General features: G+C 64.8%; 8 protein-coding genes. 6 read left to right on the plus strand and 2 right to left on the minus strand.

Annotated features, from left to right (window positions below):
* Positions 1 to 446 precede the first annotated feature (446 nt).
* Both psrA and RIN61_RS24725 read right to left on the minus strand, forming a co-directional pair.
* Entirely contained in the window at positions 447 to 1,535 is a 1,089-nt protein-coding gene (gene psrA, locus RIN61_RS24720; protein ID WP_313854741.1) for an iron-containing alcohol dehydrogenase PsrA, read from the minus strand.
* A 234-nt stretch (positions 1,536 to 1,769) separates the two neighbouring features.
* Positions 1,770 to 2,435, minus strand: a complete 666-nt coding sequence (locus RIN61_RS24725) for an SOS response-associated peptidase (protein WP_313854743.1) — start codon at positions 2,433 to 2,435, stop codon at positions 1,770 to 1,772.
* Positions 2,436 to 2,990: 555 nt separating this feature from the next.
* Between RIN61_RS24725 and RIN61_RS24730 the strand changes: the two genes are divergently transcribed.
* From RIN61_RS24730 to RIN61_RS24755, 6 genes are all read left to right on the plus strand, one after another.
* The gene (locus tag RIN61_RS24730) at positions 2,991 to 3,323 is read left to right on the plus strand and encodes a hypothetical protein (RefSeq protein WP_313854746.1); all 333 of its coding nucleotides are present in this window, start codon (positions 2,991 to 2,993) and stop codon (positions 3,321 to 3,323) included.
* 130 nt (positions 3,324 to 3,453) lie between these two features.
* Positions 3,454 to 3,765 (plus strand): hypothetical protein, encoded by a 312-nt coding sequence (locus RIN61_RS24735; protein ID WP_207878097.1) that lies wholly within the window; start codon positions 3,454 to 3,456, stop codon positions 3,763 to 3,765.
* A gap of 433 nt (positions 3,766 to 4,198) precedes the next feature.
* Entirely contained in the window at positions 4,199 to 12,334 is an 8,136-nt protein-coding gene (locus RIN61_RS24740) for an Ig-like domain-containing protein (protein WP_313854749.1), read from the plus strand.
* Positions 12,334 to 13,605 carry a TolC family protein gene (locus RIN61_RS24745; protein ID WP_112253564.1) on the plus strand — a complete coding sequence of 424 codons (1,272 nt, stop codon included), beginning with the start codon at positions 12,334 to 12,336 and terminating at the stop codon, positions 13,603 to 13,605. Before RIN61_RS24740 ends, RIN61_RS24745 begins: the two co-directional genes overlap by 1 nt.
* Positions 13,595 to 15,757, plus strand: a complete 2,163-nt coding sequence (locus tag RIN61_RS24750) for a type I secretion system permease/ATPase (protein WP_313854752.1) — start codon at positions 13,595 to 13,597, stop codon at positions 15,755 to 15,757. Before RIN61_RS24745 ends, RIN61_RS24750 begins: the two co-directional genes overlap by 11 nt.
* Positions 15,747 to 16,934, plus strand: a complete 1,188-nt coding sequence (locus RIN61_RS24755) for a beta-barrel domain-containing protein (protein WP_112253566.1) — start codon at positions 15,747 to 15,749, stop codon at positions 16,932 to 16,934. The genes RIN61_RS24750 and RIN61_RS24755 overlap by 11 nt, the downstream gene beginning before the upstream one ends.
* Positions 16,935 to 16,981: the final 47 nt, after the last annotated feature.

Genomic DNA, 16,981 nt, shown 5'->3' on the forward strand with positions numbered 1-16,981 from the left:
GCTACAGGCCCAGGTCGTAAAGGTAAGCCAGGCATCAACCACGGCAGAGTGCCCGGAAAAGGGGGCGACTATCACATTCGTACCGGAAACTGCTGATTACCAAAGCACGCTCCCACGCAGGCAGTGGGCCAAAAAAGGCCAGTTGATGCATATCAACTACCGATATCTGGATGGGACGTGTAAAGGCGATGGCCATCCCCATGAGTGCCGCATTGAACACTACCCCTTAGCGGGTGCTTGGTAAGCGTCCGACGAACACATGTTCGCCACATGCAGATCGAAGAATGGGCGGCGAGCATGGACCATGCAGCCAATTTCGGTGATAGCCATCCGATAGTCCTTTGGGATGCGAAAGCCCGGCGCTGTTCCTTTTTGTACGCTGCCGCCGGCACGGGGGCGCGGCGAGTCGGCACTCTTGTTTGGTGCTGGAGGAAAGGCGTGGGGTGTCAGGCGGCTTGCGAGCCGATGAAATTGCGCCCGCGTGCGCCCTGCATGGCCTCATCGATCATCGCTTCGGCCTCGGCCGCTGTCACGCCGTAGTCCTCGAACTCGGTGTGCACGCCCAAGCGATGGAGGAAGCCTCTCAAGCGCTGCTGCGCGCTGGTGAGGTCGGGGCCGAAAACCTTCTGCAAGGTACGGTCGCGCTCCCCATCACGGCCCCAGGCCAGGCCCAGGACCATCGGCAAAGTGAACGAACAGGCGATGCCATGGGGCAGGCCATGGCGCAAGGTCATTTCATAGGAGATGGAATGGGCAAGTGCGGTCTTGGTGTTCGAGAATGCCATGCCGGCCTTGAGCGCAGCCAGGGCCATGCGCGCGCGCAGCTCGGGGTTGGCCAAGTCCTGTTGCAGCTGTGGCAGGCAATCGAGGATGTCTTCGATGGCCGACACCGCGAAGGTGTCGGAGATGGGATTGGCGTTGTGGTTCCAGATCGCTTCCAGGGCATGCGACAGCGCATCCAGCCCGGTGGATACCGTCACCCGGCCCGGTACGCTGAGCATCAGCTGTGGGTCGATCAACGCCACCTGCGGCCAGGTGCACGCCAGGTGCAGGGAGTATTTCTTCTGCCGGGCGCTATCCCACAACGTGGCCCAGGGGGTCACCTCGCTGCCAGTTCCAGCCGTGGTCGGCGCGGCAATCAGTGGCTTGTGTCGCGCGGGGGTGAACGATTTGCCACTGGCGAGCAATTCCAGCAATTCATCGAAGCTTCCGGATTGTGTCCCGACGATCAGCGCTTTGGCGGTGTCGATGGCGCTGCCACCACCCAGGGCGAAGACGCTGTCACAGTCACCGTGCTCGGCCCAGAATCGTTCGTGTACGTCGCGCAACCAGGCCACGTCCGGGTTTGGCTGCACAGTGTCGATCACGCAGACCAGACGCTCGCCAAGCAGGCCGCGCACGCGCTCAACCAGCCCCAACTGAGCGGCCTCGGGGAACGTCACCAAAGTGACCTTGCCAGTGCACAGCTCGGCAACGCGAGCCAGGCTGCCAGCGCCGAACACGGTCGAGACAGGATTATGGAAACAGGCAGACATGGGCAGTTCCTTGTTGTTGTTTGAAGGTGCGGCCATGCTCGTTGGCGGGCAGGTTTCGTTCCAATCGTTTGATTGCAGGCAAGCATCGGTCAGGCCGATAACAGCGTCAGCGTGGATTGCGCAAACTCCGGGCTGGCAGTGCCCCTGCACATGACGCGCAGCGGGCAAGGCCGGTGGGTTGGGAGGGATCAGTGGGAATAGAGCACTGGAGCGTGCGCAAAGATTTGCCTGTGTTCAATGAAGCGGGTTAATCAACTCGGCACCCTGGTTACGCACATTCCCCACGGCCACACTCACCCGGTACCACTCGAAGGCTTCGGCCGGCTCACTGAGGTTGAGCACCAGTTGTTCTGCGTGCTCGCTCGGCATTGTTGCCGTGATCCACTCGTACGCCAGTTCTGGCGACAACACGACAGGCCGGCGGTCATGAACATCGACCATTCCGCCCTGGGAGTCGGCGGTAATGATGACGAACCCGTCGTGCTCGGTACCGGTGAACTGGCCGATCGAAGCGCAAAGGGCAGGGCGGCCATCCTGGCGCCGGATATGGTAAGGCTGCTTCTTCGGCCCGCCCTCATCAACCCATTCGTACCAGCCGTCGATTGGGGTGATGGCCCGGTGTGGCCAGATCGCCCGGAAGAATGGGCCATGCGCCACCTTCTCGACCCGGGCGTTGATCGGCGCAGCACGATCGGCAGCCCAATGCGGCCGCCATCCCCACCTCACCAGGTCCGCTCGTGGGCCTGCGTCATCTATCCGCAGTACTGCCACCGGCGTGGTCGGTGCGATGTTGTAACGGTCAAGCGGCTGGTCGCCGACGTTGTTGCGCCAGGCCTCAGGCAGGCTCAGGGTTTCAACGAAGTCATGTATGCCACGGTACTGGCTTAGCCTTCCGCACATGATCGCTTCCTCCTAAACCATGAGCATAGGCCAGGACATGGTTCCCGGGTACAAGGCTGCGGGGGCGCGGAGCATGGACGAAACGACCATGATCGGATGTGCCACTGTTCTGGAACAGGAATTGCTGGGACCCTGAGGCATTGATCATTCGGAGAATGCAAAAAATGACTCAGGATGACCGCTACTACTTGGTCTTCGTTGTGGTTGCCGTGCTGCTACTGGATCTGCTGGCGACCCTGGTGTTTCTGAAGGCCATTGCCTGACTCCCGATTGTGGGCCCAGCCGCCCCCGGATTCGGGGCATAGCGCAAGCACCCCAGGCTGCCCGGTCTGGAACTTGTCGGATGGCCCATGAACGAAGGTATCTTCACGGAGAAAGCCCGCCCCGAAACCGATATAGCTAACAAGCATATTGCCGGGCTGACGTTGAGCAGTAACATGGACAAACAAAAACAAAAAAGGTGCATGCGGCTTGGTAACACTTTCCAGGTTACTCGATGGGGCGGCAGGAGCGTGTTGCGTGAAAAGCTCAAGATCGGTAGCAGGTGCAATACTGATGTCCACCTTTGCCACACTGTTCATGGCAGGCTGCGTACATGGCCCCGATGTACGTGAGGGCCATGGGTATGTGGCCGGGGCTACGGAAAGAAGTACGCCGACATACCTGGGGTGCGTCCAAAGCGAACTTCAAGGGAACGTGAAAACCTACCAGGTCGATGACGTTAACTCGGTCAGACTGTTTGTCGATAGTACCGACCCCGACAAGGCGGGTGGCCTGGCCGAGGTGCGGGGCACGGGTACCCAGCGCCAGTTCGCGGCCTATCAACGCGATGCCTGGTACGACCATGGCAGGCTGCTGGACGCCGCGCTGATGTGTTCAAAAGCATGATCAACTAACCTTCGAGAACGAAAAGCCCGCGCTCGAGCGCGGGTTTTTTGCATTTGCAGACGCCAGCCGCAATAATCCGCTCATTTGAACGGAGAGTATAAGGTTGGAAACAAGAAGCGTTGTCGCGGAAATGTTTATTGGAATGCCGACGCATTTCTGGGTGTTGCCGGTTGCCGGCCTGGTCGCCTGGTTCGGCCTGAAATGGGCCGAGCAATCCCATGACCGCGCCACCCTGCTGCGGACCGTGACCTATCTGCTGCTCATCGCGTTGGCGGTGTTGCCCAACGGCTTTTATGCACTGTTCCCCCCTTCGCCCGACATGCCCGAGCTGTTGTTGAATCGTGAACCGCTCCCCAACTACGAAGGCCGCTTCTACCTGGATGCCTTTTACGTGTTCAGCGGATGGGCATTGAGCAAGGTGGCCAAGCTCAAGTTCAGCTAGGGAAGCGCTGAACGAACCGCTTGAAGGCCGGCACTGGGCGGCCTTCTGCCTCAGGCTGCTCGGTTCCGAGCCGATCATCGAGCTAACCGTTCTTGCTGGCGAGCTTACATGGCCAGGTTCAAGTTGAATAGATGGTCAAGAAATCTAAGCAAACACGATTGGTTCGCAACTATCAACGTGGGCGGGCGCGTACTTTTCAACTAGCACCTTCCTGATAAGAGCAACTTGCAGTTATGCGCCCCTGTGCGCAGCAAGGGCTAATTCAAAAGTAATAGGTCAAAAAGCTTTTTACGAGTTTTAATGATGAAACGCTTCGCCAGGGGCCTTCCGAAAATATTTTAAAAACCCTTCTGGCGTTTTATGGGGGGCGTGCTATTTCTGGATATACGCGTGCGATCGCTCGGTCGTGCTATTGACAAAAGGACTGTCAGGTATGTCGATTCAGGCCAAGGTGTCTCCCCTCGCTCAAAGTGTTACTTCTGCCGCTCCCATTGCAATCCCCGACAACGGAATCCTGACACTTACCCAGAGCAGTAACATTGTTCTTGATATTGCTCCAGAAAGTGTGACCGGCTACGAGAAAAGTGGCGCCGACCTGATCGTGCAACTGAAGTCGGGCGAAAGCTTGCGTATAGCCAACTTCTATGCCGAAGGGCAGCCTGCAAGCCAGTTGTATCTGGTAGACCGGGACAAACTGCTGGCCGTCGACCTGCCTCCGGTCGCTGCCGATGGGCCGCTGGTGGCGGGTTATGTGCCTCAGGAAACTCCGGCTGGGTTCGAGTCGCTCACCGGCACCGATGGCACCGTTGCCGGGCTCAGCCCTGGTGGTGCACTTCTGGCTGGCGCCGCGATCATTGGTGGCGGCGTCGCGATTGCCAACAGCAACGGCGGTGGCGGTGGCGGTGGCGGCGGTGACAGCAGTGTGCAGCCTGACACCACGGCCCCGGCGCCCGCCAGCGGATTGCAGATTGCCCCGGATGGCAGCAGCATCAGCGGCACGGCCGAGCCAGGCGCCACCGTGGGCATCGACAGCAACGGCGACGGGCAAACCGACGTTAGCGTGGTGGTCGGCTCCGACGGCAAATTCCAGATTCCGCTGGATCCGCCACTGACCAACGGAGAAACGGTTTCCGTGGTGGTGACCGATCCGGCCGGCAATAGCAGCCCGCCCGCGACCGTGCAGGCCCCCGACTTCCCCGATGCGCCGCAAATCAACCCGAGCAACGGCTCCAGCCTCAGCGGTACCGCCCAGCCGGGCAGCACCGTGGTGCTCACCGACGGCAATGGCAACCCCATTGGTCAGACTACCGTCGACAGCAATGGCAACTGGTCGTACACCCCCGACAGCCCACTGCCCGATGGCACGGTAATCAATGCGGTGGTCGTGGATGCCGCCGGTAACAGCGGCCCGCCCGCCAGCACCATCATCGATGGCGTGGCGCCAGCGGCACCGTTGATCAACCCGAGCAATGGTACCGAGCTCAGCGGTACCGCTGAGCCGAACAGCACCGTGACCCTCACCGATGGCGATGGTAATCCGATCGGCCAGGTGACGGCCGATGGCAGTGGCAACTGGACCTACACCCCGGGCACGCCAATCGCTGATGGCACAGTGATCAACGTGGTCGCCCAGGATGCAGCCGGCAACACCAGCGCTCCGACGAGCACAACAGTGGATGCGCAGGCCCCGGCCGCACCAGTGGTCAACCCCAGCAATGGCACCACGATCAGTGGCACCGCAGAGCCGGGCAGCACCGTCACCCTGACCGATGGCAGCGGCAACCCTATAGGCCAGGTCACCGCCGACGGCAGCGGCAACTGGAGTTTCACACCGGGCAGCCCGTTACCCAACGGCTCCGTGGTGAATGCCACCGCGACCGACCCGACCGGCAATACCAGCGCTCCATCGAGCACTACAGTGGATACGGTGGCCCCGGCCGCACCGGTGATCGAGCCGAGCAACGGTAGCGAAATCAGCGGCACCGCCGAGCCCAGCAGCACCATCACCCTGACCGACGGCAGCGGCAATCCGATCGGCCAGACTACCGCCGACGGCAGTGGCAACTGGTCGTTCACGCCAGGCACACCGTTGCCGGATGGCACGGTGGTCAACGCCACGGCGACCGACCCGGCCGGCAATACCGGCGGGCAGGGCAGCACCACCGTAGATGGCGTGGCACCAGCTGTACCCACCATCAACCTCAGCAACGGCAGTAGCCTTAGCGGTACCGCCGAGCCGAACAGCACCGTCACCCTCACCGATGGTAGCGGTAACCCGATTGGCGAAGCCACCGCCGACGGCAGCGGCAACTGGACTTTCACGCCAGCCACGCCGCTGCCCAATGGCACCGTGGTCAATGCCACGGCTAGCGACGCGGCTGGCAATACCGGCCCGGCAGCTACGGTCACCGTCGACTCCAGCGCGCCGGCTGCACCGGTAATCAATCCAAGCAACGGCGCGAGCATCAGCGGTACCGCCGAAGCGGGCGCCACCGTCACCCTGACCGATGGCAGCGGCAACCCTATAGGCCAGGTCACCGCCGACGGCAGCGGCAACTGGAGTTTCACACCGGGCAGCCCGTTACCCAACGGCTCCGTGGTGAATGCCACCGCGACCGACCCGACCGGCAACACCAGCGCTCCATCGAGCACCACAGTGGATACGGTGGCCCCGGCCGCACCCGTGGTCGAGCCGAGCAACGGCAGCGAAATCAGCGGCACCGCCGAACCAGGCAGCACCATCACCCTGACCGACGGCAGCGGCAACCCGATCGGGCAGACTACCGCCGACGGCAGCGGCAACTGGTCGTTCACACCAGGCACACCGTTGCCGGATGGCACTGTGGTCAACGCCACGGCGACCGACCCGGCCGGCAATACCGGCGGGCAGGGCAGCACCACCGTGGACGGCGTGGCCCCGGGTATACCCACCGTCAACCTCAGCAACGGCAGCAGCCTCAGTGGTACTGCCGAGCCGAACAGCACCGTGACCCTCACCGATGGCAGTGGCAATCCGATTGGCGAAGCCACCGCTGACGGCAGCGGCAACTGGACGTTCACGCCAGCCACGCCGCTGCCCAATGGCACCATGGTCAACGCCACGGCGAGCGACGCGGCTGGCAATACCGGCCCGGCAGCGACGGTCACCGTCGACTCCAGCGCGCCGGCTGCACCGGTAATCAACCCAAGTAACGGCACGACCATCAGCGGTACCGCCGAAGCGGGCGCCACCGTGACCCTGACCGATGGCAGCGGCAACCCGATCGGCCAGGTCACCGCCGACGGCAGCGGCAACTGGAGTTTCACACCGGGCAGCCCGTTACCCAACGGCACCGTGGTGAATGCCACCGCGACCGACCCGACCGGCAACACCAGCGCTCCATCGAGCACCACAGTGGATACGGTGGCCCCGGCCGCGCCGGTGGTCGAGCCGAGCAACGGCAGTGAAATCAGCGGCACCGCCGAGCCCGGCAGCACCATCACCCTGACCGACGGCAGCGGCAACCCGATCGGCCAGGTCACCGCTGACGGCAGCGGCAACTGGTCGTTCACGCCAGGCACACCGCTGCCGGATGGCACTGTGGTCAACGCCACTGCGACCGACCCGGCCGGCAATATCGGCGGGCAGGGCAGCACCACCGTAGACGGCGTGGCGCCAGCTGTACCCACCATCAACCTCAGCAACGGCAGTAGCCTTAGTGGTACCGCCGAGCCGAACAGCACCGTCACCCTCACCGATGGCAGCGGTAACCCGATTGGCGAAGCCACCGCCGACGGCAGCGGCAACTGGACGTTCACGCCAGCCACGCCACTGCCCAATGGCACCGTGGTCAATGCCACGGCGAGCGACGCGGCTGGCAATACCGGCCCGGCAGCGACGGTCACCGTCGACTCCAGCGCGCCGGCTGCACCGGTAATCAACCCAAGTAACGGCTCGACCATCAGCGGCACCGCCGAAGCGGGCGCCACCGTGACCCTGACCGACGGAAGCGGCAACCCGATTGGGCAGATCACCGCCGACGGCAGCGGCAACTGGAGCTTCACCCCCGGTTCGCCGCTGGCCAACGGTACCGTGATCATCGCCACGGCAACCGACCCGACCGGCAACACTGGTCCGCAGGCCGCCACCACGGTGGATTCAGTGGCCCCGGCCGCGCCGGTGGTCGAGCCGAGCAACGGTAACGAAATCAACGGCACCGCCGAGCCCGGCAGCACCATCACCTTGACCGACGGCAGCGGCAATCCGATCGGCCAGGCTACTGCTGACGGCAGCGGCAACTGGTCGTTCACACCAGGCACACCGTTGCCGGATGGCACTGTGGTCAACGCCACGGCGACCGACCCGGCCGGTAATACCGGCGGGCAGGGCAGCACCACCGTGGACGGCGTGGCCCCGGGTATACCCACCGTCAACCTCAGCAACGGCAGCAGCCTCAGCGGTACTGCCGAGCCGAACAGCACCGTCAACCTCACCGACGGCAGTGGCAATCCGATTGGCGAAGCCACCGCCGACGGCAGCGGCAACTGGACGTTCACGCCAGCCACGCCACTGCCCAATGGCACCGTGGTCAACGCCACGGCGAGCGACGCGGCTGGCAATACCGGCCCGGCAGCGACGGTCACCGTCGACTCCAGCGCGCCGGCTGCACCGGTTATCAATCCAAGCAACGGCGCGACCATCAGCGGTACCGCCGAGCCGGGCGCCACCGTGACCCTGACCGACTTCGGCGGCAACCCGATCGGCCAGATCACCGCCGACGGCAGCGGCAACTGGAGCTTCACCCCCGGTTCGCCGCTGGCCAACGGTACCGTGATCATCGCCACGGCAACCGACCCGACCGGCAATACCGGTCCGCAGGCCGCCACTACGGTGGATTCAGTGGCCCCGGCCGCACCGGTGGTTGAGCCGAGCAACGGCAGCGAAATCAGCGGCACCGCCGAGCCCGGCAGCAGAGTGATCCTGACCGATGGCAGCGGTAACCCCATCGGCCAGACTACTGTCGACGGCAACGGCAACTGGAGCTTCACTCCCAATACGCCGCTGGCCAATGGCACAGTAGTCAACGCCGTGGCCCAAGACCCGGCCGGCAACACTGGCCCGCAGGGCAGCACCACGGTGGATTCGATCGCACCCGCCGCGCCGGTGGTCAATCCGAGCAACGGCGCCGTGCTCAACGGTACTGCCGAGCCGAACAGCACCGTGACCCTTACCGACGGCAGCGGTAATCCCATTGGCGAAGCCACCGCCGACGGCAGCGGCAACTGGACGTTCACCCCCGGTACGCAACTGCCCGATGGCACCGTGGTCAACGCTACCGTGACCGATGCCGCCGGCAATACCGGCGCTCCTGGTAGCACTACCGTGGACGCGTCGCTGCCGTCGATTCCGCAGGTCGACCCGAGTAACGGCTCGGTGATCAGCGGTACCGCGGATGCGAATAACACCATTATCCTGACCGATGGAAGCGGCAACCCGATCGGCCAGGTCAGCGCCGATGGCAGCGGCAACTGGTCGTTCACGCCCGGCGTACCGCTGCCGGATGGCACCGTGGTCAACGTGGTGGCACGCAACCCCGGTGGGACCGATAGTGCACCAGCGATCATTACCGTGGATGGCGTGGCACCGGCCGCACCGGTGGTCGAACCGAGCAACGGCACGGAAATCAGCGGTACCGCCGAAGCGGGCGCGACTGTCATCCTCACCGACGGCGGTGGCAACCCGATAGGTCAGACCACCGCCGACGGCAGCGGCAACTGGTCGTTCACCCCCGGTACACCGCTGGCAAACGGCACAGTCATCAACGCCGTGGCCCAGGACCCGGCCGGCAACACCAGCGGGCCGGCCAGCGTCACCGTTGACGCCATCGCCCCGGCCGCACCGATCATCAACCCGAGCAACGGGGTGGTGATCAGTGGTACCGCCGAAGCCGGGGCCAAGGTGATTCTCACCAACAGTAGCGGCAACCCGATCGGCGAGACGACCGCCGATGGCAGCGGCAACTGGGCCTTCACGCCTGCGCCTGCGCTGGCCAACGGTACGGTGATCAACGCCGTGGCCCAGGACCCGTCCGGCAATACCAGCGGGCCGACCAGCACCACCGTTGACACCATCGCCCCGGCCGCCCCGATCATCAACCCGAGCAACGGAGTGGTGATCAGTGGTACCGCAGAAATTGGCGCCAAGGTGATCCTCACCGACGGCAGCGGCAACCCGATTGGCCAGGCTACCGCGGACGGCAGCGGTAACTGGTCGTTCACGCCTGGCACACCGCTGGCCAACGGCACGGTGATCAACGCCGTGGCTCAGGACGCCGCCGGCAATACCAGCGCCCCACAGGTCAGCACCACCGTGGATGCGATCGCCCCCGGCCAGCCGACGATCGAGCCGAGCAACGGTACCGAGATCAGTGGTACCGCCGAAGCCGGGGCCAAGGTGATTCTCACCGACGGCAGCGGCAATCCGATCGGCGAGACAACCGCCGACGGCAGCGGCAACTGGTCGTTCACGCCCGGTACACCGCTGGCCAACGGCACGGTCATCAACGCCGTGGCCCAGGACCCGGCCGGCAACACCAGCGGGCCGGCCAGCGTCACCGTTGACGCCATCGCCCCGGCCGCACCGATCATCAACCCGAGCAACGGGGTGGTGATCAGTGGTACCGCCGAAGCCGGGGCCAAGGTGATTCTCACCAACAGTAGCGGCAACCCGATCGGCGAGACGACGGCGGACGGCAGTGGCGACTGGAGCTTCACCCCAACCACGCCGCTGCCCAATGGCACGGTGGTCAACGCGGTGGCCGAGGACGCCGCAGGTAACACCAGTGGCCCGGCCAGTACCACGGTCGACACGGTGGCGCCGTCGGCGCCGCTGCTGAGCATCAGTGCCGACGGTGCGCTGCTGAGCGGTACCGCCGAGCCGAACAGCCAGGTACGTCTCGTGATCGACGGCGATACCGCCAACCCGATCACGGTGAATGTCGATGGCAGCGGCAACTTCAGCCTGCCGTTTGCGCCGCCGCTGATCACCGGCGAGCTGATCAGCGGGGTCACCGCCGATGCTGCCGGCAACCTCAGCGGCCCATCGACGATCAACGCGCCGGACCTGGCACCGCCGACCATCAGCGTGCCGGAGGCCGCCGATACCTGGATCAACGCTGCCGAGATCAGCAACGGGATCCAGGTCGACGTGACCATCCGCCCGACCATGCAGGCCGGCCAAGTGATCACGGTCGCCTTCGCCGGGCAGAACGGCTACGAGACGCAGGCAACGCACACCATCACCGCCGGCGATATCCTGGCCGGCAGTGTCACCGTGACCATTCCCCCTGGCGGTGGCATGGGGCCGTTCCCCGAGGGGGCCTCAACCGTCACCGCGGACATCAATGGCGGTACTACGTCGAGCGCGGTGCCATTCACCGTCGACACCATCCCGCCTGCGACCCCGGTGCTGTCGCTGGTGGGCAGCATCCTGACCATCTCCACCGACCCGGGAACCGACCTGACGGTCGAAGTGGACATCGGCGGCGTCACCGCCACCGCCACGGTGACTGCCGATAATAGCGGGCTGGCTTCTTTGAACCTGCTCACCGACCTGGACATCGACCTCACCCTGGACCAGTTGCTCAATGCCCAGGTTTCGGTGACTGGCGAGGATCCGGCTGGTAACACGAGCAATGTGGCCACCATCGGCGTCGGCAGCAGCATCGAGCAGCCAGTGACCATCGGCAACTTCGGCCTCGATGTCAGCCTCAACCCGCTGAGCCCACGGTTCGGTTTCAGCGGCACCACCGAGCCGGACTCCAGCGTGGTGATCCGTGTCATCACCCCGGCGCTGAACGTCGAGCTGCAGCCGATCACAGCGGACAGCTCCGGCGACTTCTCGCTGAACCTGCTGAGCCCGAGCGTGCTCACCCAGTTGGGGTTGAACATCACCGATATCCTCACCCTCGGTTCGCAGATCTCGTTCAATATCGTCGCCACCGATACCAACGGCAACGACAGTTCGGCCTACGGCATCACCCTGACCCCGAACGGGCTGTCGCTGAACCTGGGCCAGATCGACGTCAACGGTACCTCCGGGGACGATGTGATGTCCGGGGCGGACGGCAGTTCGGAGCACATCAACGCCGGCGATGGCAATGATCTGATCTTCGATGTGGGGACTGGCGACCACGTGGTGGCCGGGAACGGCAACGATGCCATCCAGATCACCGCGACCAACTTCGTCAGCATCGACGGCGGCGCGGGCTTCGACACTTTGGTCCTGGCCGACGGCATCGACCTCGACTACAACGCCGTCGGCGTCGGCACGCTCTCCAATATCGAGCGTATCGACCTCGGCAGGGGCGACTCTGGGAGCGTGCTGACCCTGACCGCGGCGGAGGTCGACGCCATCACCGATGCCAACAACGTCCTGCAGATCACCGGCGAGAGCAACGACACGCTCAACGTGGTGGGTGCCGTGAACACAGGGACCACCCAGCAGCTCAACGGCATTACCTACGATGTCTACAACTTTGGCAGCAGTACCCTGCTGATCGAGGACAACACGGTACAGGTCGTGGTCTGATGCGCGGCCTGTCCGTGCACAAGGGAAGGCGCCGTGGCGCGGGAGCCCTTTGGCTCCTGTGCCTGGGGCTACCGCTGTCCGCGTCGGGCATCCCGCTCGACCAGGCGGTGCGGGCGGGGTTGGCGATTCACCCACAGGTGCGTTCGGCGATGGCCGAGGCGGATCGTGCGGGCACCGAGGTGGAAATCGCCAAAGGTGGTTACTACCCCTCCGTCACCATGTCCGGGGGGCCGCAGGAATTCGATGTTGGCGAGGTCGTCTACGACGTGACCGTATCGCAGATGCTGTATGACTGGGGCAGGGTGACGAGCAAGGTCGACAGCGCCAGCGCGACCCGGCGCAAGCTGTCCGAGGCGGTGCTGGTGGCGCGCGACGATGCGGCGCTGGATATCGTCGAGACCTACCTCGACGTACTTGCCTCGGAGCGCCGGGTAGAGACGGTGCGCCAGCACATTCAGCGCCTGGACGGCATCCGCGAGATGACCCAGGCACGCGGCAGCGATGGTTACGCCGACCGCAGCGAACTGGACCGCGCCAACCTCGAACTGGCGCGTGCCCAGGAGCAGCTGTCGCTGGAGAAGGGCAACCTGCAGGACGCGCGCAACCAGTACGCGATCCTGGTTGGCCAGGACCCCGCCGAACTGGTGGAGCCCGAGCCGATGTCGCTGCAGCGCTACCTGGCTGCCAGCGACGTGGCGCGGGTGATCCGTGAGTCGCCGTTGCAGCGCAAGGCGTTGGAGGACGCCAATGTCGCCGAGGCGCAAGTCCGCGAGGCCAAGGCTTCGTTGCTGCCGCAGTTGAACCTGGAGGCCTCCGCGTTGCGCCGGGAGATCGGCGGTCGCCCGGAAAGCGACTCGGTGATGTCGCTGCGCTTTCGCATGGACACTTTCCAGGGGCTTTCCAACTTCCGCCGGCCGACTGCTGCGCAACAGCGTCTGGAGTCGGCGCAATGGACGGCCGATGCGATGCAGCGGGACATCCGCCGGCAGTTGCAGTCGCTGTTCGACAACGCTGACACGCTGCGCTGGCGGGAACAGTCGCTGAGCCAGCAGGTGACAGAGTCGGAGCAGGTTGGCGAGCTGTATCGCGAGCAGTTCGAGGTCGGCCGCCGCGACGTGATCGACTTGCTCAACGTGCAGCGCGAACGTTTCGAGGCCGAGCGGCAGTTGATCAACTTGCACATCGAGCGCAAGCGCATCGAGTACCGCGCGGCCGCGCAGGTCGGGCTGTTGGGGGCACTACTGGAGAATCGGTTGAATCATGGAAGTTGAACAATCCCCGGACAACGTCGTGCCCCTGAACCACGACGACCCGCTGCGCCAGGGCCTGTTGCTGCTATGTCGGCAACTGGGCCGGCCGCTGGGCGACGCCGAACTGGTCGACGGCCTGGCACTGGAGCACGGACGCCTGCCGCTGCGCCTGGTCGTTCGCGCCCTGCGCCGCGCAGACATCACTGCCAAGGTCGCGGAGCTGCCGTTGCGGCAGATGGACGCCTACCTGCTGCCGGCGCTGCTGCTGCTCGACGATGGCCGCAGCCTGCTGCTGGTTGGCGTCGAGGGCGAGCAGTACGAGGTGCTGGTGCCGCAAAGCGAGGGTGGCCGTGAGTGCATGGCGCTGACCGCTCTGGAGGCGCTTTACAGTGGCACTGCGGTGTTCGCCAAGTGCCGCTACCGCCCCGATGGGCGGGTGGGCGACTACGCCAGCGGCCTGCCGGAACACTGGTTCTTCGGGCCACTCAAGCGGCTCTGGCGCTCCTATGCGGAAGTCACGGCGGCAGCCCTGGTAGCCAACGTCCTGGCCGTCGCCTCGGCGCTGTTCGCCATGCAGGTATACGACCGCGTGGTGCCCAATGCCGCCTTCGATACCCTATGGATACTCGCCAGCGGCGTGGCCCTGGCGATCATCGTCGACGGAGTGTTGCGGATCCTTCGCGGGCACCTGCTGAACGTACTCGGCAAGCGCCTGGACCTGCAATTGTCGAGCCTGCTGTTCGCGCGCGTGCTAAGCACCCGGATCGCCGCCAAGCCGGCGTCGATGGGCGCGTTCAGTACCCAGGTGCGTGAGTTCGAGTCGGTCCGCGAGTTTTTCACTTCGTCCAGCGCCGCACTGATCAGCGACCTGCCGTTCGTGGCGATCTTCCTGTCGATCATTGCCGTGATCGGTGGCCATGTGGTCTGGGTGCCGCTGGTGGCCTGTGCGTTGATGCTGCTGCCGGGGCTGCTGACCCAGCGCCTGCTCGGGCACCTGTCGCGGCAGAACCTGCGCGAAGGGGCGATGAAGAACAGCGTGCTGCTGGAAGCCTTCGAACACCTGGAGACGGTCAAGGCCACGCGTGCCGAGGGCCGCTGCCGGCAGCAGTGGGAGACGCTCACCGGGGAACTGGCTGGTACCGCAATGAAGACCCATGCCCTGGCCTCGACCCTCAGCTATTCGGCAAGCATCGTCCAGCAGTTGTGCTATGTCGGGGTGGTGGTGTTCGGCGTCTACCGCATAAGCGACGGGGCGATGACCGTTGGTGCCCTGGTGGCCTGTTCGATCCTGGCCTCGCGGGCCATCGCACCGCTGTCCCAGGCTGCTGCCATCCTCGGTCGCTGGCAGCACACCAAGGTGGCGCTTGAAGGCCTGGACCAGCTGATGTCGGCCGAACAGGAGCGCCCCACCGGGAAGCGCTTCGTGCATCGCGACCGGCTGCACGGGCATTACCGCCTGGAGGCGCTGCGCCTGGCCCATGGCGACAGCCCGCCGGTGGTCGATGTACAGGCGCTGAGCATCCAGGCCGGCGAGCGGGTGGCGCTGCTCGGCGGCAACGGCGCCGGCAAGTCGACCCTGCTGCGGCTGCTCAGCGGCCTGCTCGACGCCCAATCCGGCCGGCTGTTGCTGGACGACATCGCCCTGAGCCAGCTCGACCCGGCCGACCGCCAGCGCGGCATCGGCTACTTGCCGCAGGATGTCGCGTTGTTTCACGGCAGCCTGCGGGAAAACCTCAACCTGGCGAACGCCGCGCTGGGCGACGAGGAATTGCTGGAAGCCCTCGATGGCGTGGGGCTGGGCACTTTCGTACGCGCCCACCCGTTGGGCCTGGACATGCCGATCCTGGGCAACGCCAGCCTCTCCGGTGGACAACGCCAGGCGGTGGGGCTGGCCCGGGTATTGCTGCAGGACCCGCCGATCCTGCTGCTCGACGAGCCGACCGCAGCCTTCGACCAGAACAGCGAGAAACAGGTCATCGATTACCTGCAGAAATGGCTGGGCCGGCGTACCTTGATCATCACCACCCACAAGAAAAGCGTTTTGGCGCTGGTGGACCGTGCAGTGGTACTGCGCAACGGCCAGGTGATCATGGACGGCCCGCTGAACCAGGTGGTGCTGGGCAATCAGGTGCAGGCGCCGCAGGTCGCCGAAGGAGCTGGCCATGGCAGCTGAAAAAAGTTCTGCAGTGCTGCGCCGGCAACTGGCCGACCCCTTGCTGGCCACCACTCACCCGGTCTATCGCCCGCTGCTCTGGACCCTGCTCGGCAGCGTCGTGCTGTTCGTCGCCTGGGCCGCCTGGGCGGAGCTCGATGAAGTGACGCGCGGCGACGGGCGTGTGGTGCCGTTCAGCCGCATCCAGAAGATCCAGAGCCTGGAAGGCGGCATTCTTGACCGTCTGCTGGTGCAGGAGGGCGACCTGGTGGAGGTCGGCCAGCCGCTGCTGCGCCTGGACGAGACGCGCTTTCTCACCAATTTCCAGGAGTCGGCCAACCAGGCCGGCGTGCTGCGCGCGGCCATCGCCCGGCTGGACGCCGAAGTGCTGGGCAAGGCGACCATCGAGTTCCCGCCGGACATCGACCCGCAAGGGCCGCTGGCGCGTTCCGAGCGCGAGCTGTTCAAGTCGCGGCGGGACAAGCTGCTCGAAGGTAGCCAGGCGATCCAGAGGCAGATCAGCCTGGCCCAGAGCCAGCTCGACCTGGTCCGCCCGCTGGTGGCCAAGCGTGCGGTAAGCCAGATGGAGGCGCTGCGGCTGAGCCAGGACATCGCTACCCTCAACGGCAAGCTGACCGAGCTGAAAAGCAGCTACTTCCAGGATGCCTATACCGAGCGCTCACAGCGCAAGGCCGACCTCAGTGCCCTGGAGCCGATTGTCCAGCAGCGACAGGACCAGTTGCGCCGTACTGGCATCGTTTCGCCGGTGCGTGGGCGGGTCAACACCGTGCTGATCAATACCCGTGGCGGGGTGATCCAGCCCGGCGAGGCGATCATGGAAGTGATACCGGTGGAGGACCGTCTGCTGGTCGAGGCCAGGATCAAGCCGCGTGACGTGGCCTTCCTGGTGCCGGGCATGCCGGCCAAGGTGAAGATCACCGCCTATGACTTCAGCATCTATGGCGACCTCAAGGGTACGCTGGAGCAGATCAGCGCCGACACCATCGAAGAGGACACGCCCCACGGCAAGGAGTCGTACTACCAGGTGCTGATCCGCACCGACGGCAGCCAGCTCAAGCGCGACGATGAAGTGCTGCCGATCATCCCCGGCATGGTAGCCGAGGTGGATATCCTCAGCGGTAAGCGCAGCGTGCTCAATTACTTGCTGCGCCCGCTGATCAAGGCCCGTCTCTACTGAACTGCAGCGTCAGATGGGCAGGCAGGCTCGTTCAGCCAGGCGTCAGG

Origin of the sequence: Pseudomonas inefficax, from assembly GCF_032164165.1 — a bacterium.
Classification (GTDB): Bacteria; Pseudomonadota; Gammaproteobacteria; order Pseudomonadales; family Pseudomonadaceae; genus Aquipseudomonas; species Aquipseudomonas inefficax.

Excerpts from the sequence above, each read along its gene's own strand:
- psrA (WP_313854741.1), bottom strand. The coding sequence starts at position 1,535 with ATGTCTGCCTGTTTCCATAATCCTGTCTCGACCGTGTTCGGCGCTGGC.
- RIN61_RS24725 (WP_313854743.1), bottom strand. The coding sequence starts at position 2,435 with ATGTGCGGAAGGCTAAGCCAGTACCGTGGCATACATGACTTCGTTGAA.
- RIN61_RS24730 (WP_313854746.1), top strand. The coding sequence starts at position 2,991 with ATGTCCACCTTTGCCACACTGTTCATGGCAGGCTGCGTACATGGCCCC.
- RIN61_RS24735 (WP_207878097.1), top strand. The coding sequence starts at position 3,454 with ATGTTTATTGGAATGCCGACGCATTTCTGGGTGTTGCCGGTTGCCGGC.
- RIN61_RS24740 (WP_313854749.1), top strand. The coding sequence starts at position 4,199 with ATGTCGATTCAGGCCAAGGTGTCTCCCCTCGCTCAAAGTGTTACTTCT.
- RIN61_RS24745 (WP_112253564.1), top strand. The coding sequence starts at position 12,334 with ATGCGCGGCCTGTCCGTGCACAAGGGAAGGCGCCGTGGCGCGGGAGCC.
- RIN61_RS24750 (WP_313854752.1), top strand. The coding sequence starts at position 13,595 with ATGGAAGTTGAACAATCCCCGGACAACGTCGTGCCCCTGAACCACGAC.
- RIN61_RS24755 (WP_112253566.1), top strand. The coding sequence starts at position 15,747 with ATGGCAGCTGAAAAAAGTTCTGCAGTGCTGCGCCGGCAACTGGCCGAC.